The 24798-nt window shown below is 73.8% G+C and carries 19 protein-coding genes; 9 read left to right on the forward strand and 10 right to left on the reverse strand.

Translation table 11 applies throughout. The annotated features are described in order from the left end of the window. The first annotated feature begins 78 nt into the window (after positions 1-78). The 6 genes from LNW73_RS31050 (at position 79) to LNW73_RS31075 (ending at position 13015) form a co-directional block, all read left to right on the forward strand. Positions 79-933 (forward strand): DUF4132 domain-containing protein, encoded by an 855-nt coding sequence (locus LNW73_RS31050; protein ID WP_250992213.1) that lies wholly within the window; start codon positions 79-81, stop codon positions 931-933. After that, complete coding sequence (locus LNW73_RS31055; RefSeq protein ID WP_250992214.1) at positions 930-5903, forward strand: hypothetical protein; 4974 nt, start codon at positions 930-932, stop codon at positions 5901-5903. Before LNW73_RS31050 ends, LNW73_RS31055 begins: the two co-directional genes overlap by 4 nt. Next, entirely contained in the window at positions 5900-7087 is a 1188-nt protein-coding gene (locus LNW73_RS31060) for an ATP-binding protein (protein WP_250992215.1), read from the forward strand. Before LNW73_RS31055 ends, LNW73_RS31060 begins: the two co-directional genes overlap by 4 nt. 55 nt (positions 7088-7142) lie before the next feature. Next, positions 7143-10676 carry a vWA domain-containing protein gene (locus LNW73_RS31065; RefSeq protein ID WP_250992216.1) on the forward strand — a complete coding sequence of 1178 codons (3534 nt, stop codon included), beginning with the start codon at positions 7143-7145 and terminating at the stop codon, positions 10674-10676. After that, on the forward strand, positions 10673-12478 hold the full coding sequence (locus LNW73_RS31070; RefSeq protein ID WP_250992217.1) for a hypothetical protein: 1806 nt from the start codon (positions 10673-10675) through the stop codon (positions 12476-12478). The genes LNW73_RS31065 and LNW73_RS31070 overlap by 4 nt, the downstream gene beginning before the upstream one ends. 87 nt (positions 12479-12565) lie before the next feature. Further along, positions 12566-13015: a VOC family protein gene (locus tag LNW73_RS31075; RefSeq protein WP_250992218.1), complete on the forward strand. Its 450-nt coding sequence runs from the start codon at positions 12566-12568 to the stop codon at positions 13013-13015. Between the two features lie 76 nt (positions 13016-13091). Here the strand turns inward: LNW73_RS31075 and LNW73_RS31080 are convergent, their stop codons facing one another. From LNW73_RS31080 to LNW73_RS31105, 6 genes are all read right to left on the reverse strand, one after another. Beyond that, positions 13092-14633, reverse strand: a complete 1542-nt coding sequence (locus tag LNW73_RS31080) for a sensor histidine kinase (protein WP_250992219.1) — start codon at positions 14631-14633, stop codon at positions 13092-13094. A gap of 6 nt (positions 14634-14639) precedes the next feature. Beyond that, positions 14640-15371, reverse strand: a complete 732-nt coding sequence (locus LNW73_RS31085) for a response regulator transcription factor (protein WP_250992220.1) — start codon at positions 15369-15371, stop codon at positions 14640-14642. 96 nt (positions 15372-15467) lie between these two features. Next, the gene (locus LNW73_RS31090; RefSeq protein ID WP_250992221.1) at positions 15468-16265 is read right to left on the reverse strand and encodes a DUF5666 domain-containing protein; all 798 of its coding nucleotides are present in this window, start codon (positions 16263-16265) and stop codon (positions 15468-15470) included. Positions 16266-16359: 94 nt separating this feature from the next. Further along, entirely contained in the window at positions 16360-17571 is a 1212-nt protein-coding gene (locus tag LNW73_RS31095) for an ABC transporter permease (protein WP_250992222.1), read from the reverse strand. Beyond that, a complete protein-coding gene (locus LNW73_RS31100) occupies positions 17568-18485 on the reverse strand; it encodes an ABC transporter ATP-binding protein (protein WP_250974349.1) in 918 nt (305 codons plus the stop codon). Before LNW73_RS31100 ends, LNW73_RS31095 begins: the two co-directional genes overlap by 4 nt. Continuing rightward, on the reverse strand, positions 18482-19876 hold the full coding sequence (locus LNW73_RS31105; RefSeq protein WP_250992223.1) for an efflux RND transporter periplasmic adaptor subunit: 1395 nt from the start codon (positions 19874-19876) through the stop codon (positions 18482-18484). The genes LNW73_RS31100 and LNW73_RS31105 overlap by 4 nt, the downstream gene beginning before the upstream one ends. Before the next feature lie 298 nt (positions 19877-20174). Here LNW73_RS31105 and LNW73_RS36095 point away from each other — a divergent pair, with 298 nt between their 5' ends. After that, complete coding sequence (locus LNW73_RS36095; RefSeq protein ID WP_285391886.1) at positions 20175-20819, forward strand: hypothetical protein; 645 nt, start codon at positions 20175-20177, stop codon at positions 20817-20819. A gap of 92 nt (positions 20820-20911) precedes the next feature. Next, positions 20912-21427: a hypothetical protein gene (locus LNW73_RS31120; protein WP_250992225.1), complete on the forward strand. Its 516-nt coding sequence runs from the start codon at positions 20912-20914 to the stop codon at positions 21425-21427. Positions 21428-21533: 106 nt separating this feature from the next. Here LNW73_RS31120 and LNW73_RS31125 read toward each other — a convergent pair whose 3' ends face one another. From LNW73_RS31125 to LNW73_RS31140, 4 genes are all read right to left on the reverse strand, one after another. Beyond that, a complete protein-coding gene (locus tag LNW73_RS31125; protein WP_250974345.1) occupies positions 21534-21830 on the reverse strand; it encodes a hypothetical protein in 297 nt (98 codons plus the stop codon). Between the two features lie 167 nt (positions 21831-21997). Next, positions 21998-22444: an ATP-binding protein gene (locus LNW73_RS31130; RefSeq protein ID WP_250974344.1), complete on the reverse strand. Its 447-nt coding sequence runs from the start codon at positions 22442-22444 to the stop codon at positions 21998-22000. Between the two features lie 136 nt (positions 22445-22580). Next, a complete protein-coding gene (locus LNW73_RS31135; protein WP_250992226.1) occupies positions 22581-23342 on the reverse strand; it encodes a L,D-transpeptidase family protein in 762 nt (253 codons plus the stop codon). 167 nt (positions 23343-23509) lie between these two features. After that, positions 23510-24394, reverse strand: coding sequence for an RNA polymerase sigma factor SigF (locus tag LNW73_RS31140; protein ID WP_250992227.1), 885 nt, complete (start codon positions 24392-24394; stop codon positions 23510-23512). A gap of 170 nt (positions 24395-24564) precedes the next feature. On the opposite strand from LNW73_RS31140, the gene LNW73_RS31145 reads away from it, so the two are divergent. Further along, the gene (locus LNW73_RS31145; RefSeq protein ID WP_138354488.1) at positions 24565-24735 is read left to right on the forward strand and encodes a hydrophobic protein; all 171 of its coding nucleotides are present in this window, start codon (positions 24565-24567) and stop codon (positions 24733-24735) included. The last annotated feature ends 63 nt before the right edge of the window (positions 24736-24798 follow it).

Genomic DNA, 24798 nt, shown 5'->3' on the forward strand with positions numbered 1-24798 from the left:
GCGACCGGGGGTGTGGCATGCGGTGTGCCCTAGGTGTGCCATGCCCCGGAACAGGCCGTCTGACCAAGGAGACAGCACATGGGGTGGGTTCCGGCCGGCGACTACGAAGTCGCCCTCGACGATGGGAAAGTGGTCTGCCGCAACGCGGCGGGGCGCCGGCTGAAGACGGTACCGCCGAAGCTGGCCGACGATCCGGCCGTGGTCGGGCTGCGCCAGCTGGTGGAGTGGCTGGACCGGCACGAACGGCAGTGCGTCGCCGACGTGGAGCGGTGGATGGTGCGCTCGCTGCCCGTCCCGGTCGCCGCCGTCGCCCAGGTCTGGCAGGACACCGCCTGGCAGTCGGCCCTGCGCGACCTCGTCGTCATGGGGGAGAACGGCGACGTCGCCGGGTTCCTGCGGGACGCCGACCCCGTCCGCGGCCTCGGCCTGGTGGACCTGGACGGTGACACCGTGCGCATCAGCCCCGAGCTGGTCCGCATACCGCACCCCGTGCTGCTGGAGGACCTCGAAGAACTCCGCGAGTTCGCGGTCGAACTCACCGTGAACCAGCGGGTGCAGCAGCTCTTCCGCGAGGTGTGGCGCCGCCCGGCCGGTCTGGACGCGGAGACCGCTTCGGTCGACGACTACGCGGGCGGCACCTTCAAGGAACTGCGGTTCCTGCACGGCCGCGCCACCCAGCTCGGCTACCGGGCGCGCGGCGGCCAGGCGGTCTGCCCGGTGGTCGAGGACGGCAGAACCGTGGAGGCGCGGATCTGGATCGGCGACTACGAGAGCTACGAGCAGACCGAGACCGGCTCGCTGACCTGGACCGACGGCGCGGGACGGGCGTTGACGGCCGGCCAGATCGGCCCGGTCGCCTGGTCGGAAGGCATGCGCATGGCGGCCGCCCTGTACGCGGGACGCGACATCGAGGACGAGGAGCAGGCGGCATGAAGACCGACGACATCACCCGGGCCGCGGCGCTGCTCGACGCCGGCGCGATCCTGCGCCCCGGCACCGTCACCCGTGACGACGCCGACGCGCTCACCGCCCGCACCTACACGCACCCGGCGCTCGACGACCGGCGCGTGGTGCGCCTGGTGGCGGGCACTCTCGGCGAGGCCGAGGACCTGGCACTGGACTTCCTCGGGCTCGTCCGCGAACCCGACGCCCCCGAGGTGGGACAGGTCCGCCGGGAGACGCTGGGCTTCCCCGCCTGGGCGCTGGTCAACGACCCGGCCAACGGCCACCACGCCCTCGCCCTCGTCAAGGACATGGAGCGGCTCGCCCGCCAGGCCAAGTCGCGTGCCGGCGCGGCGAAGGACGGCTTCGAAGCGCTCGCCACCCGGCTCGGCCGGGCCGTGCCGCACTTCCTGCCGACCTTCTACGAGCAGGCCGCCCGGGTCTTCCTCCAGCACGACAACAGCACCTACGCCGCGACGCTCTTCGGCAAGGCACGTGCCGCCGAGCGCGTCCACGGCCTCGCGGTCGACGAGGACCGGCAGCGGGCGGTCTTCCTGGAGTTCGCCTTCGCCGGCGCGCTGACCGTCAAGGCACTCAAGGACCATGTGCAGGACCTCTCCCGGCGGCTCGACCCGGCGGAGGCCTGGGCGCAGTTCCGCCAGCTCGCCGTCGAACGGTGCGCCGCCGGAATGCCGCCGTACGCCGCCCTGCCGCAGGACGCCCGCGGGCTCATCAAGGCCGCGGGTCTCGACCGGGTGACCTCGGAGTCGGCGTTCGTCGCCGATCTGCTCGCCTCACCCAGCATCGTCCGCGCGCCCGCCTCGTTCTGGACCGCCTACCGCGCCACCCTCGTGGTGCTCGCCGGTGCTGAACCCGCCGTCCGCGCCCGGCTGCTGGAGATCATGCCGACCGGCCTCGGGAGCGGCCGGTCCGCCGACGAGTCCTGGCTCGCGCTGCTCGCCGAGACGGGCGCCGACACCCTGCTCACCGAGGAGACCGGCACCGCGGGCGCCGATCCGGCGGACTGGCTCAGCCGCTGGGCCCTGCACCGCAAGCACGGTTCGTCCAGCTCCCAGCGGTGCCCGGCCACGCTCGCGCTCGTGGAGCGGATGGCCGACCGGCTGCGCCTCGACGGACGTCCGGTCGACCTCTTCCAGGGGCGCTGGCACGCGGGCGCCGACCTCGACCTGCTCGACGGCTGCCTGACCTGGGGCATTCCGCTCACCGAACCGGCCCCCGGCGCCCCGGTCCATCTCCCGCTGGAGGGCTGGCTCAGCGACCAGGTGCCCGGCCGCCGTGATCTGACCGCCGTCGCGGACCGCCCCCGGTTCCGCGAGCTGCTGTACGACGCCCTGAGCGGCCTCAACGGTCACCGGGCGGGGACCTCCGTGCTCGAGGCGATCGCCGGCCACCCGGTCCTGAGCTCGGTGCTCCACGACTGGCTTCGCGACCGCGCCGCGGAGTTCACCGGAGCGACCGGACTGCCCGGCTCGCGCGCGGCGCTCAGCCGGATCGCACCGTTCCGCCCGGTGGCCGCCCAGGTCAACGCCGCGGCCGTCGCCCGGGTCGCCGGACACGACCTGGCCCCGATCCTCGCCGCCACCCTGCGCGCGGGCATCGTGGACGAACTGGGCTGGCCGGCCCTGGAGGAGGCCTACCAACAGCTCAACACCGGTCAGGCCGACCAGAACCACTGGATCGTCGTCGCCGAGGCGTGGCCCGCGCTCATCGTCGCGAACCGGCACCGGGCCGTCGTCGTCGGACCCGAAGGGGTGGTGCTGGAACACGAACTGCGCCTCCCGGCCGACCTCGACCAGTGGCGGCGCCCGCACTTCCGCTACACGGACGGCGAACTGCTCGTCATCTGGCAGGAGGACGGCAAGCAGCGCGCCTACTGGTCGGCCCGCCCCACCGAGGTGTTCACGCTCGGCGGCGAACAGCTGCCGTACTGGTGGAACGCCCAGCTGGCCGGCTCCCCGTCGCTGCCGTTGCCCGGAGGCGGCCGCGCCACCGGCGGCCGGACCCTGCACGCCGGTGACACGACCCTGCCGTCCTCCCGGCCCGTGCTGGGCGACGGGACCGGACACTGGCGCCAGGGCAAGCAGGGCCGCGAGCACATCTGGGTCGAGTACGACCCGGCCGGCGGCACGCACGGACGCGCCTCGCTGCCCGCCTTCCTGCAGTCCGGGATCCGGGAGGACGCCCGGCTCTCGCCCGAGGACTGCGAGGTCCTGCCGTTGCTCCCCGGCCTGGAGAGCACCCCGTTCGGCACCGACGGCACCGTCCTGGGCCGCTGGGTACGTACCGAGGGCCGCGACCACGAGCGGCGGGTCACCGCCGGCACACCCGACGGGCGCACCGTCACCCTCCCGGTGGCCCCGGGCCGGAACCGCCACCCCGTACCGCTGGGCGTCCTGCGGCTGCCGGGCGGAGCAGGCCCCGTCGCCGCCCTGGTCGGCACCACGATCCAGCTCCACCCGGCGGACGCCACATCCGTCGAGGCCGGTGTGCTGGGCTCCGTCTCCGTCTCCGAACAGGGCGGCGAGTACGCGGCAGGCACCGGATACGTTCCGCCGCCGGCGTTCTGGCACGCCCTGCGCCCGCGCGACGAGCAGGGCTCGGCCGCCCTGCGCGCGGTCACCGACGCGGACATCGCGTCCCTGCTCAGCGCGGCGATCACCGCCCTGGCGGAGCGCCGCGCCGCGGCCGCGGGACAGGAGAAGTACACCGGCCCGTCCGCGGACGAGGTGGCTCGGACGGCTGTCGCCGCGGCACTTCCCGCGCTGTCCGACCCGCGGCTGCTCACGGGAGTGACTGCGATCGTGCGGGCGGCCGTCAACCATGTGGTCGCCACCGCCTCGTTCGTCGCACCCGTGCAGCCCGAGCAGCCGAAGACACCGCGGACCGAGGGCATGTACGCCCAGCACCGCCCCGCACACGGCGACGACACGACCCTGCGGGCCGCCACCGCCGGTATCGCCACACCCGGCGGCTACATGCGCTGGGGACAGGGCGAGGAGTGGACCGCCCTCCAGCAGATCCTGTCGGTCAATCACGTCCTGTCGGGGAAGCCCGCCGACGGCAAGCCGCTGACCGAACCCACCCCGCTGCCGGCCCTCGGCGACGGCTGGACCGGCGAGGCCCACACGGTCCCCGCCGTCGGGCTGGTCTGGCTGCCCTTCCTGAACAGACTGCGGCATCTCGCCTACCGCGCGGCTTCCCCGAGCACCTCCGCCGAGCACCGGGAGGCACTGCTGACCCTTCTCGAAGCGGTCGCCACCGGCCCCCTCGCGGACCCCTCGGGTGCCCTGCGCGAGGTCGTCCTGTGCGAGGAGGGCACCGAGCGGGAACGGGTCGGCCAGGTGCTGCGCCGAGGTGGCCGCACCGTGGTGATCCTCGGCCGGCAGAACGTCAACCGGGGCAACGGCCGTGTGCACTGGCTCGCCCTCGACCACGACCCGGAGGGGACGTTCGGCCGGATCGCCGACTTCACCCTCCACGAGGAGCAGCGTCACGACCCGGCGTTCCCGCACGAGCGTCTGCTGCCGCTGATCCGCCTCGTCCGGGAGCGGGGCGCCGTCCCGTGGCGGCCCGAAACGGCCGTCGCGCTCGACGCCGCCACCGGCATCGGGCCCGCCCAGGCGGCCCTGCTGGTCGCGGCGGGCACCGGCGGGACGGAGACGGCCGGGCTCTCCCTGCTCGGCCTCAAGACCCGTCAGGCGGAACGGGCCGACCACCGGCTGAACTCGCTCGGCCGCGCCGACCGGCTGGCGCTGCTGGACGCACTGCTGCCGGCCGACCCGGCCGAACTGTGGGCGACGGGACCGGACATCGAGGCGGCGGCCCGGGTCTGGGCCGAGCGCCTGGGATCGCTGATCCGGCTGCCGGAGGATCTGGCGGACGTGCTGCACGGCGTCGGCACGGAAGCTGCGGAGGCGGTCCTCAACCCCGCGCGGACCGCGTGGCTGAGCCGCACCACCACCATGCGGCGCGACAAGGACGGCAACCTCGTCCCCGACGACCCGTCGGCCCTGCCCGGCCGGGGAGACCTCACCGGCGCCGTCGCCGCGCTCAGCGGGCTCGCCTACGGACTGCCGTACGGACATCCGCTGCGCGCCCATCTGCCCGCCGGACTCGCCGCTGTTCGCCGCCGTCTGACCGACCCCGGACTCGTTCTCGACCTGGACGTGGAGTGGACCGAGAAGGGCACCCCGACCGCCGCGGCACTGCGCACGGCCTACGGCCTGCCCGCCACCGGCGGAGCGGGACCCGACGGTCTCACCCGCGTCGGGGACAGCCTCGTGCTGCGCCCCTGGTACGGCGACAACGAGATGACCCTGGTGCGCACGGCAGGCATCACCGGCGCCGACGATCCCGTCTTCGGACTGCTCGAAGGACTTCTCGGCTCCGGGCGGATCAGTACCCTCGCCTCGGTACGGGCGCTGTTCGGCAGCGACCTGGAGCAGGCCGTCAACGCCGGAACCGGGCCCGACGACTTCACCGGACACGCGCAGGACCCCACCCGATCGGTGCCGGAACTGGTCACTGAGGTGGCCGCCGCCCACGCGCTGAGCGAGGACGCGGCCGCGATCTACCTGCAGTTGCTGGCCCTGCCCGACCCGACGGACCGCGACTGCGCCCGCTGGACCGGCTGGAAGCCCGCCCGGCTGAAGAAGGCGCGGGCCGAACTCGCCGCCACCGACCTGGTCCTGGAGGCCAAGCGGTCCCGCGCGGGCCGGACCCTGTTCCTGCCCTGCGGCTGGCACGACTTCAAGTCGTCCGCTCTGCCGGTGGAGATCTGGAAGGAAGGGCTCTACCCGCTGCGCGACCACGTACGGGCCGTACCGCTGCTGCCGGTGCCCGCGCTGTTCGCCCGCGCCTGGGGGCGCGTGCAGGACGGCGACGCCCCCGCCTTCGAAGAACTCACCACCCGTGCCACCCGGAAGGGCCGCCGTCGATGACCACCGACATCCGCACCGAGACCGCATCCTCCGCAGCGCCGGACCGCCAGGTCAGCCCGCCCGAGGACCGCCACGCCACCGAACTGGCCTTCCTCGCCGCCTACGACAGCGGCCCCCGCCCGCCCTCCTGGCGGCTGACCCCGCGCACCGTCGTCACCTTCGTGATGGGCAGCAACGGCGAGGCCCTGCAGCTGCCGGAGGCCGCCGCGGCGCCTGAAGGGGTGCCGCGCCGGCTGGTCGTCGAGCAGAAGTTCGTCGGCGACCGCGCCCTGGTGGAACGCTGCGTCGTCACCCTCGCCGGAGAGCGCGGGCTGCTGCTCGTCGGCGAGCCCGGCACCGCCAAGTCCATGCTCTCCGAGCTGCTCTCGGCCGCCGTGTGCGGCACCAGCGGCCTGGTGGTGCAGGGCACCGCGGGCACCACCGAGGACCAGCTCAAGTACGGCTGGAACTACGCGCTGCTGCTGGCCCAGGGCCCCACCCGGCAGGCCTTGGTGCCGTCCCCGGTGCTCACCGCCATGACCCGCGGCGCCGTCGCCCGGGTCGAGGAGATCACCCGCTGCCTGCCGGAGGTCCAGGACGCACTGGTCTCGCTGCTGTCCGAACGCCGCATCGCCGTCCCGGAACTGGCCGGCGGGGAGGACGCCCTCGCGCACGCCGCCCCCGGCTTCACGCTCATCGCGACCGCCAACCTCCGTGACAAGGGCGTCTCCGAGATGTCCGCCGCCCTCAAGCGGCGCTTCAACTTCGAGACCGTCGGACCCATCGGCGACCTCGACGCCGAGACCGCCCTCGTGCGCCGCCAGGCCCACGCGGCCGTCACGCGGGCGGGCGCCCCCTTCCAGGTGGACGACGCGATCCTCGAAGCCCTCGTGACGGCCTTCCGCGATCTGCGGGACGGGCGGTCGGCCGAGGGCTGGGAGGTCGAACGCCCCTCCACGGTGATGAGTACCGCGGAAGCCGTGTCGGTGGCCGGTTCCCTCGCCCTGGCCGCCGCGTACTTCCCCGGCGACCGTGACGTGCTGTCCCTGCTCCCGGGCCATCTGCTCGGCGTCGTCCGCAAGGACGATCCGGCGGACGCCGCCCGGTTGCTGGGGTACTGGGACGGCGCGGTGCGCCGCCGGGCCGAGCAGGGCTCCGCGACCTGGCGCACGCTGTGGGACCTGCGCTCGGTCCTGGAGAGCTGACGCCATGACCGTTCCGCCCATCACACGGTCCATGAAGCAGTCCATGACGCCGTCCATGACGCCGGATGAGGCGGTGGCGGCCCTGACCGGTCCCACCGCCCCGTACCTCATCGGCGTCCGCCATCACGCGCCGTCGCTCGCCGCCGTCATGCCGGAACTGCTGGACGCCGCCAGGCCGGAGGTGCTGCTCGTCGAGCTGCCCGCCGACCTGCAGGACTGGCTGCCCTGGCTCGCTCATGCCGACACCCTGGCCCCGGTCGCGCTGGCCGCCGTCCCCGCGGGCGGAGACGGGCGCGGCCCCGCCTTCTACCCGTTCGCCGACTTCTCTCCCGAACTCGCCGCCCTGCGCTGGGCCGCCGCCCACGGCGTCCCGGTCATCGCCTGCGACCTGCCGCTGTCCGACCCGGCCTGGCACGAGCGCCGCCCGCCCGCCGCCCGGGGCAGCTCCGGCGGCGAGGGACCGGGGCTGCGTGACGCGCTGAACGCCCGGCTCACCGGGCGTCCCGGAGAGGATCTCTGGGACCGCCTCGTCGAGACCGCCGCACCCGGCTCCACACCCGAGGCGCTGCGCCGCGCCGCCCTGCTCACCGGCTGGGCGCTGCGGCACGACGCCGAACGGGGCGGGGGAGTCGAGGTGTCGGACCTGGCCCGGGAGCGGTGGATGCGAGCCAGGATCGACGAGGTCCGGGCCGCCGGCCGCCGGGCCGCGGTCATCGTCGGTGCCTTCCACACCCCGGCGCTGCTGAGCCCGGACACCGACCCGGTCCCGCCGGCCGACACGTCCTCCGACAGCCCGCCGTGGACGGTGTCGCTCATTCCGTACACCTACCCGCTGCTGGACGAGCGGTCGGGCTATCCGGCCGGCATCCGCGATCCCGAATGGCAGCACCTCGTCCTGCGGGCGGCGGGCAGCCCGGCGGCGATCGACGAGGCACTCCTCGGGACCGCGGTGCGGATCTGCGCCGAACTGCGCGCGCAGGACCACCCGTCGGGTCCGGCGGACGCCCGCGAGATCGTGCGGCTGGCGGGCGACCTCGCCCGGCTGCGCGGTCTGCCCGCGCCCGGCCGAGGGGAGCTCATCGAGGCCGTGCAGACGGTGCTCACCCAGGGCGAGCCCCTCGGGCGGGGGCGTGCTGTCGCCCGAGCGCTGGAGCGAGTGCTGGTCGGCACCCGCTCCGGCCGGCCCGCCCCGGACGCGCCGCGCAGCGGTCTGGCACCGGCCGTCGAGGAGGAGGTCGCCCGCCTGGGCCTGCCGGGCCCCGGCGACCCGGGGACGGCCGCCGCCCGCGATCTGCGGCTGGACCCGCTGCGTTCGGACCTCGACCGCCGCCGCGAACTGCTGCTGCGCCGCCTCACGGTGTGCGGCATCCCGTACGCCTCGGCCACGGCAGTGACGGGTGCGGGCGGCAGCGACGCCGTCACCACCCGGTGGGAGGTGCGCTGGACGCCGGCCACCGCCGCCATGCTGGCCGCCGCCGGGGTCCGCGGCGTCACCCCGGGCCAGGCCGCCGAAGGCCTGCTGCGCGAACGCCGCCGCGCAGAACACGACGCGGGCGGCCCCACCGCAGAGCAGACCATCGACGGTCTGGCGGAGGCGGCCTCGTGCGGCCTGCCCGGGCTGGCGGACGAACGGCTCGAGGAGCTGGGCCAGGGTGTGCCCGCCACCGGCACACTGCCCCAACTGCTCACCGCCCTCGCGCTGCTGGACCGCATCAGAGCCGGCCATGTCGCCGGACTCAGCGTGGACGCGGACCGCGGTGAGCGGGCCACGGCGGTCAACGAACTGCTGACCGCCGCCGCGGTCCGACAGGTCGACGGCCTCACCGGTTCCGACGATCCGGCGGACGCCCGTGCGCTGCTCGAACTCGCCCACCGCGCGGACGCCCTCGGTGGCATCCGTCTCACCGACTCCCTCACCCGGCTGGCCGCCGACGGCTCACCGCTCATGTCCGCCGCGGCCGGAGCCGTACGCGTCCTGCTCGGACACGAGGACGCGGACGCCTTCGGCACCCGCGCCGCGTCCTGGGTCGACGCCGCCGCGGACGCCGGCTCCCGGGCCGCCCTGACCGCCCGCCTCACCGGCCTGCTCACCGCCGCCGGCCCGCTCCTGGAGACCATGGCACCCGTCCTCGACCCGCTGCTGGGCCGGATCACGGACCTCGGCGACAGCTCTTTCCTGGACCGTTTGCCCGCGCTGCGCGGCGGCTTCGACACCCTCAGCCCGGCCGCCCGCGACCGGTTGCTGACGACCGTGGAGGCACGACTCGGGGACGACGTCGGCCACATCACCGACATGGACGGCATCGACCCGGCCGCGCTGGCGCGGTGGACCCGGGCCGATCTCACCGCCCGGGAGACGCTGGGCCCGTTGGGTCTGCTGCCCGCCACCGAACCGGCTGCGGCCGGTGATCCGGCCGGGGCGGCGGACCTGACGGCACCGGCCGCCGAGTCACCGCCGCTGCCGGCCGCGGAGGAGCGGATCCTGGCACCGGCCGACCGATGGCGGCTGGTGCTCGGCCGCCGGACCGACCAACTGCCGCCGTCCGCGCTGCCGTTGGCCACCGCCCTGGACGAGCTGTACGGCAGCGGCCGTGGCGAGGGCTCGCGCGGTGATCTCACCGGCGGCGGGGGCAACCGCGGTGGCCGCCAGGCCCCGTACCCGGGTGTCCGGGAGTGGTCCGAGGAACTGGCCGCGCTGTTCGGTCCCGGCATCCGCGAGGAAGTGCTCGCGGCGGCCGCCGCGTCCGGGCGCCGCGATGTACTGACCGAACTCGACCCCGGCAGCGTCCGGCCCTCCGTGGACCTGCTGAAGACGGTTCTCCAGCACGCCGGCGGACTGCCCGAGGCCCGGCTCGGCGCACTCCGTCCGCTGGTGCGCCGGCTCGTCGAGGAACTCACCCGGCAGCTCGCCACCCGACTGCGGCCCGCCATGACCGGCATGACGCTGCCCCGCCCCAGCCGGCGCCCCGGCGGACGGCTCGATCTGGCGCGCACCCTGCGCGCCAACCTCGCGACCGCGCGCCGGGCACCTGACGGCAGCGTCCAGGTCATCCCCGAACGGCCGGTCTTCCGCTCCCGCGCGCGGCGCGCCGCCGACTGGCGGCTGGTCCTGGTCACCGACGTGTCGGGCTCGATGGAGTCCTCCACCATCTGGTCGGCCCTCACGGCCGCGGTGCTCGCCGGGGTACCCACCCTGTCCACCCACTTCCTGGCCTTCTCCACCGAGGTCATCGACCTCACCGACCAGGTGCACGACCCCCTCTCGCTGCTCCTCGAGGTCCGCGTCGGCGGCGGCACCCACATCGCCGCGGGACTGCGGCACGCGCGCACGCTGGTGACCGTGCCGTCCCGCACCCTCGTCGTCGTGATCAGCGACTTCGAGGAGGGCTATCCCCTCGGTGGGCTGCTCTCCGAGGTCCGTTCCCTCGTCGGGGCCGGCTGTCATGTGCTGGGCTGCGCGAGTCTGGACGACGCCGGACGTCCCCGGTACTCGACCGGTGTCGCCGGCCAGCTCGTCGCCGCCGGCATGCCGGTCGCCGCCCTCAGCCCGCTCGAACTCGCCCGCTGGGTAGGGGAGAAGATCGCATGAGCCAGGACCTCCCCGCCGTCGCACCCGCCGTGACCGCCGAGATCGTCGGCGCCCTCTCGCCCCGGCTGCGCAAACGCCTCGACGCCGCCGCGGTCAAGATCGCCGCCAGGCCCGCCGTCCGTGACGGCGACACTGTACGGATCGCGGTCGACGACGAGATCAGTCTGGAACTCCACGCCCCCGCCGGAGTGGTGACCACCTCGGACGCGATCCGCTGTGGCTGTCTGCTCGCGCCGGACTGCCTGCACCGCGCGGCCGTCGCGTCCGCGGCGCCCGTGGCCGACGACGAACCAGCGCCTTCACCCAACGACGCGGACGCGGACGCGAACACGGCCGCGAACGCGGACAGCGAGGCCGCTCCGGCCCCAGAAGGCGTTTCCGAGGACGTTCCGACGCCCGACCAGCGGGCGGCCGCCGGCGCTCTGTGGGCCGCCGGGGCCGCCGTTCTCGACGCGGGTATCGAAGGTGCCGGGGCCGTCCTGCAGGCCGAGTTGCTGCGGGCGGCCCACGCGGCCCGGCTCGGTGGGCTGCCCCGACCGGCCGCGGCGGCCGTCTCGGTCGTCAACGGACTGCGCGCCGCGCGCTCCGCCGACCCGGCACACCGACTGGGGGACCTGACCGCGGCCGTCCGTGAACTGCTCGCCACCGCCCACCGGTTGCCCGACGCAGGAGACTCCGAACTGGCAGCCCTTCGCGGCACCGCCCGACAGGCCTATGTGCCCGACGGATCCCTGCGGCTGTACGGGCTGTTCACCGAACCGCTGATCACCGCGGGCGGTTACGCCGGAGCCACCACCTGGGCCGCGGCCGCCGACGGCCGGCTCTACACCGTCTCGGACATCGCACCCGGCGGCCCCGGCCGGGCCGCCGCGGCGGCCGACCGCACCGTGCGGCTCGGCGACACCGCCCTCACCCACCGGGAGCTGTCCCGTGCCGGGCTCGCCCTGTCGGGGGCCACGGTCTCGCCGACCGGCCGGCTCGGTGCGGGTGCGGCGGTCAAGGCGGTGCGGGCGGCGGGAGCCGCCTGGACGGCGGAACCCCTCGAGGCCCTGTGGGCGGTACCGGCCGCCGAACAGGTCGCCCGTGCCCTCCGCGCCCGCGCCCCCGGTGCGGAGACCACACACGCGGGCGCCGACCTGCTCTTCCTCGACGTCACGATCCTGTGCGCCGCCCGCGAGACCGGCGGGGACTGCCTCCTCGCCGCGTGCGACGAGCTGACGCTCCGGCTCACCGCGGCCCATGACCACCCCGCACTGGCCCACCGGGACAACCTCCGGATGCTGGCGGCGCTCCCCGGCGCCCGGCTGCGGATCGTCGGCCGTCTCGTTCCGGCGCCGCAGCCCCGGTTGCACCTGCTGGCGATCGCGCACCCCGCCGACCCCGAACGCCGCGTCGACATGGGCCTGGACCGCCTCCAGCGCGCCGATCTCCCCGCCCTGCCACCACCGGCCGGGCCCGGCCCGGCAGGCGAACCGCTGGACCAGGCCCCGCTCCATCTCCTGCACCGGCGGCTCGAACAGGCCGTCGCGGCAGGGCGCCGCTTTCTCGCCGTGCCCGGATCGCTGTCGTCCGACGCCCACCGCCTGCGCCGTTCCGCGCTCCCCACCGCCGCCGACCTCCTGGCCGCACTGCAACAGGCCGCCACCGAACGCGCCCGCGACCCCTTCGGCCGGCTGCTCCCCGCCGACACGACCCACTTCGCCCGCGCGTGGCTGGGCGCCGCCCTGTACGCCGAGGCGGCGGAGAACTCGCTCTGCGCCGCCGCCTGGCAGTCTCCCGATGCCGCAGCCGGGTCAGGGTGAGCCCGTCGCCCGGTCACTGCATCCCATAACTGGTTACATCGAAGCAGGACCGGACAGGTGCCGGTCCGCCCATTCAAGGAGGAACGTATGGCCTTGCACTGGAAACTCGTCATCGACTGCGCCGACCCGCACCGGCTCGCCGGTTTCTGGGCACAGGCGCTGGGCTACGAGGTCGAGGACCACACCGCGCTCATCGAGCGGCTGCTGGGCGTCGGCGCGATCGGCGAGGCCGATCTGAGCGAGACCGAAGGGCGCCGGGGCTGGTCGACGCTGGCAGCCGTGCGCCACCCGGACGACCCGTTCGATGCCGCCACCGGCATGGGCCTGAACCGGCGGGTGCTCTTCCAGGGCGTCCCGGAGCCCAAGCAGGGCAAGAACCGGCTGCACATCGACCTGCACGTCGGTGCGGAGGCCCGCGAGGCGGAGGTCAAGCGGCTGGAAGGGCTCGGCGCCACCGTCCTGAACGTCGTGTCCGAGCCGGGGGGAAGCCACGTCACCATGGCCGACCCGGAGGGCAACGAGTTCGACGTCCAATAGCCAGCAGGAGCAGGAGCAGGAGCAGGAGCGGGAGACCGGCTGCCGCAGGCCGGTCGTCTTCCGGGTGCTGCTGCCCTCACAGCTCCGCGGCAGAGGGCAGCAGCACCCGGAAGACGGCGCCCCCGCCGGGGGAGGTCACCAGTTCCACCTCACCGTGATGGGCCGACACCAGCGCCGAGGCGATCGCGAGGCCCAGCCCGGCGCCGCCGCCGTCCTGGCGGCTGCGGGAGGCGTCCACGCGGTAGAAGCGCTCGAAGACCCGAGCCGCCTGCTCGGGCGTCAGCCCGGGTCCCGAGTCGGCGACTTCGATGACGCCGTCGGTGCCGACGGTGCCCACTCCGATCCGGACCGCGGTGCCCGGCGGGGTGTGGGCGACGGCGTTCCCGACGAGGTTGGCGACGACCTGGCGCAGCCGCGCCTCGTCGCCCAGCACCAGCGCGGCGCCGGGGGGCGTCCCCGCGCCGCCGGGCCCGGTCAGGGAGACGGAGCGGGTCGGGTCGAGCGCCGTGGTGTCGTGCAGCGCGTCGACCGCCAGGGTGCGCAGGTCCATCGGGGCGAGCTGGACGGGACGCTGTTCGTTCATCCGGACGAGCGTCAGCAGGTCCTCGACCAGGCCCCCGAGCCGCACCGCCTCGCTCTCGATGCGCGCCATGGTGCGCTTGACGTCCGCCTCGTCCGGCAGCGCGCCCATCCGGTAGAGCTCCGCGAAACCGCGGATACCGGCCAGTGGTGTGCGCAGTTCATGGCTGGCGTCGGCGACGAAGCGCCGCATCTGCTCCTCGGACCGGGCGCGGACCGCGAAGGCCGACTCGATCTGGGCCAGCATGCCGTTGAGGGCACTCGACAGCCGCCCCGCCTCGGTGCGCGGGGAGGCCGCGGGCATCCGGTGCGAGAGCGGCCGCCCCGCGGCGATCTCGGCGGCGGTCGCCTCGATACGGCGCAGCGGACGCAGCCCCGCGCGCACCGCGAACCAGCCCGCCAGTCCGAGCAGCGCCACCACGACCCCGCCGATCAGCAGGAAGGCGTCGCTCAGATGGTCGACGGTCGAGGAGACCTCGTCCAGCGAGGCCGCCACGACCACGCCGGACGGCAGCGCGCCGGAGGCGGAGGTCGCGGCACCGTTCTGCGCGGCGCCGGTCACCGGCACGATGAGCACCCGCCAGTTGCCGCCGCCGTGGTCGCTGGGGATGTCGAAGGGTTTGCCCAGGTGCGCCCGGAGCGCGGCGGCGTCCATCACCGGCCACAGCGGGCGCGGGTCGCCGGCGGCCACCGGCAGCCGGAACTGCTCGGAGACCTTGCCGTCGGCCGCCGCGAAGGCGACGACGTACTGGCTGGGCAGCCAGGAGCGGGTGTTTCCGGCGTGCCCATAACGCGGCTGGGGAGTGCCCTCGGCGCCCAGCCGGCGGGCCACGGTCTCGCCGTAGCGCCCGAGCTGCTGGTCGACCCGCTGCACCAGCCGCCCCCGGACCGAGCCGAGCACGACCGTGTCGCTGACCGTCAGCCCGAGCGCGACCAGCGCCACGGAGAGCAGCACCAGCCGGGAGCGCAGGGACAGCGCGGACGGCCGCAGCACGGCCAGCCGCCGGACCGCCTTCGTGAAGCGGGCGCGCGCACGCATTCCGGCTCAGCCCTGCGGGCGGCGCAGCACGTAACCGATGCCGCGCACGGTGTGGATGAGCTTGGGTGCGCCGTCCGCCCCGGAGTCCACCTTGCGGCGCACGTACGAGATGTACGACTCGACGATGCTCAGGTCGCCGCCGAAGTCGTAGGCCCAGACGTGGTCGAGAATCTGGATCTTCGACACCACGCGGTCGGCGTTCGTCATGAGATAGGCGAGCAGCTTGAACTCGGTGGGGGAGAGCGAGACCGGCCGGCCCGCTCGCAGCACCTGGTGGCCCACCGGGTCGAGTTCCAGATCGCCCGCCACCAGGCGCCCGTCGTCGGTGGGGCCGCCGGTGCGGCGCAGGATCGCGCGGATCCGCGCGATCAGCTCCTCCAGGCTGAACGGCTTGGTGACGTAGTCGTCGCCGCCCGCCGTCAGCCCGCTGATCTTGTCCTCCACCCCGTCCTTGGCGGTGAGGAAGAGCACCGGGAGACGGTCGGGTCCCGACGCGGTCCTGGCGTACGGGCCCGACTCCTCGCGCAGCCGGCGCACGACGGCGAATCCGGTCATGTCGGGCAGCATCACATCGAGCACCACCAGGTCCGGCCGCTCGCGGGCGACGGCCGCCAGGGCGTCCGCACCGGAGGCTGCGGAGACCACCTTGAACCCGACGAAGCGCAGCGAAGCCGAGAGCAGCTCCCGGATGTTGGGCTCGTCGTCGACGACCAGCAGGCTGGCTTCAGGTGTGTCCATGGACTCTCGGCCCCTCGTGCGATGCGTACGGTTCTGCGGTTCCGGTCGTGCGGGGTGGGCCGATGCACCGTACGCCTTCCGGGCGTAAGGACGGAATCAGCCCCGGCCCGCCCCGAAGCCGCCGCCGCTCGCGCCGCCCTCGGTGACGGTGGTCGCGGCGATGTCGCCGGTGGCGTTCTGGCTGCCGCGTACCGTCACGGTCTGGCCGGGCTGCAGGTCGGACACCTTGCCGCTCTTGGCCTCGGTGACCTTGGTGGAGCCCGCGGTGGTGACCTTGACGATGTTGCCCTGGGCGTCGGTGACGTAGATCGTGCTGCCGTCGACGAGCTTCACCGTGCCGATCGTCAGACCGCCGCCCGCCGCCGGGCCGCCGGTACCACCGGCTCCGCCCTGACCTCCGGTCTGGCCGCCTGCCTGGCCGCCGCCGAAGGTACGGCCGCCGCCGGTCCCGGTACGGCCGGTGGCGGCGCCCGCCCCGGCGTTGAAGCCGCTGCGTCCCGCCGCGGCAGGGTTGTTCTGGACGTGGTTCTTCTCGACCAGCGCGCCGCCGGTGAAGGCCGCCGCGGCCACCACGCCGCCGGAGAGCAGCAGCGTCAGCCAGGGCAGGCTCCGCCGGGGCGGGGCGTTGAGCTCCGCCGAGATGTCCCGGGCGTCCGGCGGCTCGGCGAGGATGTCCTCGGGCCGGGCCGCCGGCCGGCCGCCGGGGCTCTCCAGGAGCTCCGCCCGGCCGGGCTCCCCGAAGACGTGGGGCTCCGCTGCCGAGGTGCCGGGGACCACCGGCAGACGGGTGGTGCCGTCCGGGTCGCTGAAGCCGGGGTCGTACCCGGTGTAGGTGTCGGACGGCGCCGGATCCTGGGCGTCGGCCTTCACGAGATCGGTGCGGCGTCGGGCCATGTCCGCTTCTCCTGTCCGTGCTGTCGAGGGGGAATGATCGAGGTGGGGCGAGCGAGCGGGGGAGTGCGACGCCGGGGCGTCGTCCCCCGCCGTCTCACTCGTGCCGCAGGGCCTCGATGGGCCGCAGGCTCGCGGCGCGGTTGGCCGGGTAGCTGCCGAAGAACAGTCCGATCGCCACGGCGATGGCGAACGCGCCGACGACCGACTCCGGGATGACCACCGGTTTGATGCCGACGATCGTGAAGTGGGAGCCGATGAGCCCCACCGCCACCCCGAGCCCGCCGCCGACGAGCGACAGCAGTGTCGACTCGGCCAGGAACTGCCCCAGGATGACGCCCCGCGGGGCGCCGATCGCCTTGCGGATCCCGATCTCCCGGGTCCGCTCGGTCACCGTCACCAGCATGATGTTGGTGATGCCGATCCCGCCGACCAGCAGCGAGATCGCGGCCACCGCACCCAGCAGCACCGTGAAGGTCTTGTTGGTCGACGCCTGGGTGGTCAGCAGCGACTCCTGGCTGCTCACCCGGAAGTCGAGCGCCGACGGGTCCTTGAGGCCGTGCTGCCCCATCAGTACGGCGGTGATCTCGTTCTGTGCCGGGGTCGTGGCGTCGGCCGACTTCGCCTCGACCAGGATCTGGTTCAGCGAGCCGAAGCCGGTGAACGCGTTCTGCACGGTCGTCAGCGGGGCGACCACGACGTCGTCCGGGTCCTGGAAACCGGTGCCGCCCTTGGCCGCCAGCTCACCGACCACGGTGAACGGGGTGCCGCCGAGCACCACCGACCGGCCGATCGGGCTGGCGGTCCCGAACAGGTCGGTCGCCGTGGTGGCACCGATCACCGCCACCTTGCGGGAGTTGAGCACGTCGTCGGCACTGAAGTAGTCGCCCTTGACGACCTTGCTGTTCGAGGCTTCGAAGTACGCCGGATAGGTGCCCACGACCTGGCCGACCGTGTGCGAGGTGCCCTGGTACAGCGCCGTCTGGGAGGTGGTGACCTCCGGCGCGACGGCCTGGATGCTGGGTGCCTGGGCGGGGTCGGCGAGTGCCTTGGCGTCGGCGACCGTCAGCGGTTTCACGGTCGACGAGGAGCGCCCGCCGCCGAAGCCGGCGCCCGAGGAGATGGTCAGGGAGTTGGTGCCCAGCTTCTCGATGGAGTCCTTCACCGCCTGGGAAGATCCGTTGCCCACCGCGAGCAGCAGGATGACCGCGGCCACCCCGATCAGCACCCCGAGCATGGTCAGCGCGGACCGCACCTTGTTCGCCGCGAGTCCGCCGAAGGCGAAGCGCAGCGTCTCGAACGGGTTCACCGGCTGCCTCCACCGGTCAGCGCCTGCGAGGAAGGCGAGGGGTGCGGTGCGTGCGGGGAGGCGGCCGCGAAGGCGGCGGGATCCCGCAGCGCGGGCGGCGGACCGTCCGCCGGCGCCTGCCGTACGTCCTCCACGACCTGGCCGTCGACCAGCCGCAGCACGCGCTTGGCGTGCCGGGCGACCTCGTCCTCGTGAGTGATCAGCACGACGGTGCGCCCCGAGGCGTTGAGCCGGTCGACGATGGCGAGCACCTCCTCGGTGCTGTGGCTGTCCAGGTTTCCGGTGGGCTCGTCCGCCAGCAGCATCGCCGGCGCCGTGACCAGCGCTCGCGCCACGGCCACCCGCTGCTGCTGCCCGCCGGACAGCTCATTGGGACGGTGGTCCATCCGGTCGGCGAGTCCCACCAGCTCCAGGGCCGCCACCGCGCGGCGGCGCCGCTCGGCCGTCTTCACCCCGGCGTAGGCCAACGGCAGTTCCACCTGCGCGAGCGCGGACGTGCGCGGCACCAGGTTGAAGGACTGGAAGACGAATCCGATCTTGCGGTTGCGGACCAGTGAGAGCTGGTGCTCGTCCAGTCCGCCCACATCGATCCCGTCCAGCAGGTACCGGCCGGAGGTGGGCACGTCCAGACAGCCGAGGATGTTCATCAGCGTCGACTTGCCCGACCCCGAACTGCCCATCACGGCCACCATGTCGCCCTGTCGCACCACCAGGTCGACGCCGGGCGCCCTGCCGCTGTCCGGGTCCGGCGGGCCGCCGAGCGCGCGCACGACCGCGTCGCCGTGCCCGTACGTCTTGAGCAGCGACCGCACCTCGATCACCGGCGCGGGCCCCCAGGGGCCGTCCGCACGTGGGTCGGGCCCGCTCGCCGCCGCCTCGCGGCGGCGCAGCCGCAGCCCCAGGGCCGGGGTCATCCGCGGCCACCTCCGCCGCCGGTGCGGGTCCCGCCGCCACCGGTACCGCCACCGCCGGCGCCGCCGGTGCGGGTCCGCCCGGCACCGCCGAGACCGCCGGGGAAGGCGCCGCTCGGAAAACCGCTCGTCCCGGACGAGGACACGGTGGTGATCTGGACCTGCTGGCCCTCGGTGAGGCCGGAGGCGATCTGGTCCTCGGTGTCGCCCTCCACGCCGACCGTCACGCTCGTCTGCTGGGTGCTGCCGTCGGGCCTGACCACCGTCACCGTGCGGTTCGCGCCGGTGCCGGACACCGCCGCGGTCGGCACGTACAGCGCCCCGGAGGCCTCGCTCGTCACGACCTGGATGGTGGCGCTGAGTCCGGTGCGCAGGCCCTCGGTCGGGCTGGTGATGGCGAGGGTCGCCGCGTACTGCACGGCGCTTCCCGAACCGCTGCCGCCGCTCGAGCCCGATCCGCTGCTCACGGGCAGCGAACTGACCGAGAGCACCTTGGCGTTGAGCACGGTTCCGGACTCGGCGTTCAGGGTGACCGTGGCCGTCTGGCCGGGCTTCAGCTTGAGGGTGTCGGACTCCGAGAAGTTGGCCGTCACCTGCATACCGGTCGGATTGGTGAGCACGACGAAGCCGGTGGGCGTGGTCGAGGAGCCGGTGGAGCCACTGCTCGCCGAGCCGGATCCCGACCCGGAACCGGAGCCGCCGGACGAGCCGCCCGCCGTGGAGCTGCCCGTGCCGGACACCGACTGCCCGGTCTTGCCGGACACCGAGGCCACGGTGCCGTCGACCGGAGACCTCAGCACCGTTCCGTCGACCGCGCGCTGCGCCGCGTCCACGGTGTTCTGCGCCTGGGTGAGCTGGGCCTGGGCCTGTGCGAGCTGGGCCGGATCGACGGTGGGCGTCGGGGTGGGGGTCGGCGTCGGCGTCGCGTTGCCCTGGGAACGGCCCGAGCCGCCGGACGAGCTGTTGGACGACCCGCCGCCGGAACCCGTCGTCGTGGAACTCGGCTGGCCCTCCTCCACCTTGGTGAGGTTGGCCTGCGCCGCGGTCAGCGACGCCTGGTCCTGGGCGAGCGCCTCCTTGGCCGCTGTCGAGTCCACCTTGGCGAGCACCTTGCCCTTGGCTATCTTGTCGCCGGGTTTGACGTCGACCTCGGTGAGCTGGCCGCCGGTGGTGAAGTTCACCCCGGCGTCACTGGGCGAGGTGAGCGACCCGGAACCGGAGACCGTCGCCAGCACCGTGCCCTTGGCGACCGTCACCGCCCGCGTACCGGCCCGTGCGGGGGTGTCGCTGCCGCTGTTCACCGTCGCATAGGCGCCACCGGCACCCGCGAGGACCACAACGCCGAGCGCCGAGTTGATCAGGACGGCCCTGCGCCGTCGTGGGAGCACCTTCATGGCGGCACATCCTGGCCGTCCGCACCTTTGAATTCCTGGGAGAAGTCTGGGAGTTCCCTGGGAGCCCGAACGGCCGTATACCGCGCTATTGGGACGACAGCCCACCGAACGGACCCCGATCCGCGCTCCCCGGGCCCCGCCACGACGCCGACTGCCAGGGAACTCACAGCCAGTCCCCTGGCAGCCCCCACCTGCGTGCGGTTCAGTCATGGGCCGCCGGCAGCGCGGGTCCCCGACCCGCGCCCCACCTGACGTCGCAGACCGCTGACCCGTCCAACGCTCCGAGGAGACAACGGCCATGACCTGGACCACCGACGGGCCGTCCACCGCCCGGCCGTCCACTACGCGACCTGCTCTCCGGGCCGCCGCGGCGGCCGCCGTTCTCGCCTCCGGCGTCCTGCTGCTCGCCGCGTGTTCCTCCTCGACGGCCGCTCCGGGCGCCGCGGCCAAGCCGTCCGCCTCCGGGTCGGCGTCCGGGGCGGCCCAGATGGACGCCTACCGCCAGTGCCTCGCGCAGCACGGTGTCACCCTGCCGACGCGGCCGAGCGGCAGCGCGCGGCCGGGTGGCGGCGACGGCACGCCGGGAGCCGGCGGGGGCAGCCGCCGGCCCGGTGGCGGTTTCGGTGGTTTCGGCGGTGGCGGCGCCTCCGCGGATCCGGCCCGCCAGCAGGCGATGCAGGCCTGCGCGTCGCTGCGACCGAAGACCGGCGGCCAGGGCGGGAACCGGGGCGGTTTCGGCGGCGACAGCACCGCGATGAAGGCCTTCACCAGCTGTCTGAAGGACCACGGCGTCGTGCTGCCCTCCGCGTCCCCCGGCAGCGGCGGCGCGCGCGGCTTCAACACCTCGGACCCCAAGACGGCCCAGGCCTACCGGACCTGCCGGGTCCTCCTCCCGCAGCGCCCCTCCGGTGCTCCCACCGGAACCGCCAGCCCCTCCGCCTGACTCCGGGTACGAGGCGCCCGTCCCCCGCGCGGGGGACGGGGCCCGTCCCCGGGCATGATCCGGTGCGGCGCTCGCCGGGACAGCCTGGTCACATGGTCGCTCACGAGATTCCCGCAGTCGTCCGCCGCAGCCCGCTTCCCGCCCGATGGGCGGTCGGCGCCGCGCATACCGCCGCGCTCACCGCCGTCCCGTCCGGGACATGGCGGATCACGATGGGGCTCGGCGTCCCGGTGGGCTTCGACACCACCGGCCTGGGAGCCCCCGGCTGGTTCAGCGTCGTGTGCGTCGCGATGGGCCTGGGCATCGAGGGACTGACGCTGCTCACCCTGGGACTGGTCAGGCCCTGGGGCGAGACGGTCCCGCGCTGGATCCCGGTCGTCGGAGGCCGGCGGGTCCCGCCGCTCGCGGCGGTGATCCCGGCCGCGCTCGGCGCGATCACCCTGATGCTGCTGTCGATCCCCAACGCGAAGGGCTTCGGCGGCGCGGAAGGCGCGCCGACAGGACCCGCACTCGTGGTGATGGACGCCTGTTACGCGCCCCTGCTGCTGTGGGGTCCGCTGCTCGGCGTGGTCACGATCTCCTACTACCGGCGCCGCCGCGGGCAGTAGGCGCGGCGGCGCGAACACTCTCCGCTCCGGCCACCCGCTCCTCCGAGCACCGGGCGGACCGGAGCCGGGCGGCCGCCCGGGTGTTCTGCCCTGCTGGTGCCGGTGTTCAGCCCTGCTGTACCGCGGCAAGGCCCTTCTGCAGGTCCTCGCCGTTCATCACCGGCTGGATCTCGATCCTCGCGCCGAGTTCGGCGAAGAGCGGTTCCGCGATGGAGGGCAGCAGCGAACTGTCCGTCATGTTGAAGACGAAGGTGCACGACCGGTCGCCCTCGCTGGGGCCGAAATAGGCCGCCTCGGGCTTGAGGAGTTCCGACAGCTGCTGCATGACCTGCCCCAGCCTGCCGCTCTTGAACGCCGCGTTCCCGGCCTGGGTGTCCAGATGCGCCCTCAGCATGACCCGCATGGGACTCGCTCCTTCCGCCCACCACGCCCGGCGCGGTCACGCCCGCGCTCACGGAGACCTGGTGACGTCGAGCTCAGCCTCGCCTCGGGTGATCGGGGCGGCAACATCTCATCGCCCGTCCGTGCCGACCGGAAGCCGTGACGCCGCCAGGGTGAGGGGATGCCGGCCTACGTGAGGTCGAACCGGGCGCTGACGCGCTTGCCCACCGGTACGAGTTCCATCGTCAGGCCGTCGCAGAGCCGGAGCACGATCTCCATGCCGTGCCCGCCGATCCGCAGCGGATCGGGGGCGAAGACCCGCGGCAGGGTGCTGCCGCTGTCCCACACGGTGACGTGGACGGACTCGGCGTCGCCGGCCAGCTCCACCAGATAGGGGCCGCCGGAGTGGCGCTCCGCGTTGGTGGCCAGCTCACTGACCACCAGCAGGATGTCCTGCATCTGTTCCGCGCCGACCGGGGCGTACCACTCGGCGGCGAGCTGGTGCAGGAAGTCGGCCGTCAGCCGGCGGGCGGCGCCGATACTGCCGACCGCGCCGTCGTAGTGCGCGGCCCGGTGGTGCGTGGCGGCCTGCACCGGCGGCGGCATGGCCGGCGTACGCCGTTTGATCCCGATCATGTCGCTCCTGCCCCCGTGATGGCCCGCGGGCCCGAACACTGACGCCTCTCCTACCCCGGGGACAGCGACCTATACCTGTCAGTAGCAAACCGTCGGTCGGCCGCTCGCACGATCGGTCGGCGGGCCGGGTCGTCGGTCAGCCGATCGCGATCACCGGGTGCTGCGCCGGGTCGGCCCAGCGCAGCACGTTGGTGAGGACGCTCTGCGGAATCGCGACGCAGCCCGCGGTGGGGCCCGCCTTGGGGGCGAGCGCGTGCAGGAAGATCCCGGCGCCGCGGCCCTTGACCGCGGGACCGGTGTTGAAGTTGATCACCAGCGCATTGCGGTACTGCACGGGGTAGTTGATGAGGTGCTCACTGCCGTGGTCGCCGGCCTCCGTCAGCGGGAAGCCACCCTGCGCGGCCTGGCGCATGCGGTTGTAGTAACGCGAGTCCGGGTCCTCCACCCACCAGTCCGCCGCGGTGACCCGGTGGTACGGCATCCGGGTGCCGGGATCGGCGGCGACGCCGAAGCCCTGGGTGAGGGTGTAGGTGCCGGTGGGTGTCGTGTACGTCCCCTGCTTGCGGGTGGCGCCGTTGGTGATGCCGTGCGAGCCCACCCGCGCCGCTGAGGTCTCGTACCGCTTGATCCAGATGGCGCCGGTCTGCTGCCAGGCGATGACGGTCGCGTACGTACCGTGGGCCTGCACACTGATCACCTGATGGGCGGACCCGACCGTCACCGGCACCGGGAAGCGGGGCGGGGGAGCGGCGGCACCGTGAGCCGGTACCGACCCGAGCAGGGTGCCGGTGACGGCCCAGACGGTGATCGCGGCCACCGCGGCGGCCCGCCGCGAGCGGGGCCTGAGTGACATGACGCGTCGTCCGACAGCGGTCCCGCCGAGGTGTGTGAGTCCCATCGGCACACTCTAGAGCGGCATCCGGCCGCCGGCGCCAGGAGTTCGGCCGGCCGTGTCGGAGACGAGTTGACGGACGCGGCCCGGAAGGAAACGTTCCGGCAGATACCCGGTTCAGCGGGCGTCGGATGGCACCCGGTTCGGCAGGCGTCGGATGGCACCCGGCTCGTTCAGCAGGAGTCGGCGAGCATGCCCGCGCGCAGCCGGGCCAGCACGGAGCTGAGCAGCCGGGAGACGTGCATCTGCGAGACGCCGAGCTCGGCGCCGATCTGGGCCTGCGTCAGCTCGTCACCGAAGCGCATCTGCAGGATGCGGCGGTCGCGCTCGTTGAGCTGCGCCACCAGCGGCTTGAGCGTCTGCAGGTTCTCGACGCCCGCCATGGCGGGGTCGAGATCACCGATCCGGTCGGCGAGGCCGCCGCCCCGCTCGTCGTCCTCGGAGGCGGGCATGTCCAGCGATCCGGCGGTGTAGCCGTTACTGGCCATCAGGCCGTCGACGACCTCTTCGGTCGTCAGGTCCAGATGGGCGGCCAGCTCGGCGGTGGTGGGGGAGCGGTCCAGCCGGGCGGACAGGTCGTCGACGGCCTTCGCCAGCGACAACCGCAGTTCCTGCAGGCGGCGCGGAACGTGGACGGCCCAGCTCGTGTCGCGGAAGAACCGCTTGATCTCACCGATGATGTACGGCACCGCGAAGGTGGGGAACTCCACCTCACGCGACAGGTCGAAGCGGTCGATGGCCTTGATCAGCCCGATGGTCCCGACCTGGACGATGTCCTCGAAGGGCTCCGACCGGTTGCGGAAACGCCGGGCGGCGAACTTCACCAGGGCCATGTTCAGCTCGATCAGGGTGTTCCGCGCGTACTGGTACTCGTGCGTTCCCTCTTCGAGCACCTGCAGCTGATCGAAGAAGATCTTCGACAGCGCCCGTGCGTCGGTCGGGGCGACCTTGCCGGCGTCCTCCACCCAGGGCAGTTCCGGCACCGGCACCGTTTCCGGCGCCGTCCCCGGCGCGACGGCGGTGCGCGATAGGCCCTGTGCCTTGGCTACTGCGCCCATGAGGTCGCATCTCCCTGTGATTGGCGTTCGCCGGTCCCGACGACACTCCGTCTGCCCGCGATCCCGCACCCCATGCCTGCCGGGGCCCACCAGTTCTCCGGGAGGGGCCGGAAACCCGGAAGCATGAGCGGTTCACCTGGGGGCATGCGCTGGTCAGGAGGTTGATAACCATGGGTCCACTGCTTCTGGTCCTACTGCTCGCGCTGATTCTCTTCGGCGCCGGATTCGCCCTGAAGATCCTTTGGTGGGTCGCGGTGATCGTCCTGGTGGTCTGGCTGCTCGGCTTCGTGATGCGCGGTACTGGGGCATCCGGCAGCCGTGGCCGCTGGTACCGCTGGTAGCCGTGACACACGAGGTGACCAACGGGAACACGCACAGGTACGGGAACACGCACAGGTAGACGT

Origin of the sequence: Streptomyces sp. RKAG337 (genome assembly GCF_023701715.1) — a bacterium.
In the GTDB taxonomy this organism is placed as follows: domain Bacteria; phylum Actinomycetota; class Actinomycetes; order Streptomycetales; family Streptomycetaceae; genus Actinacidiphila.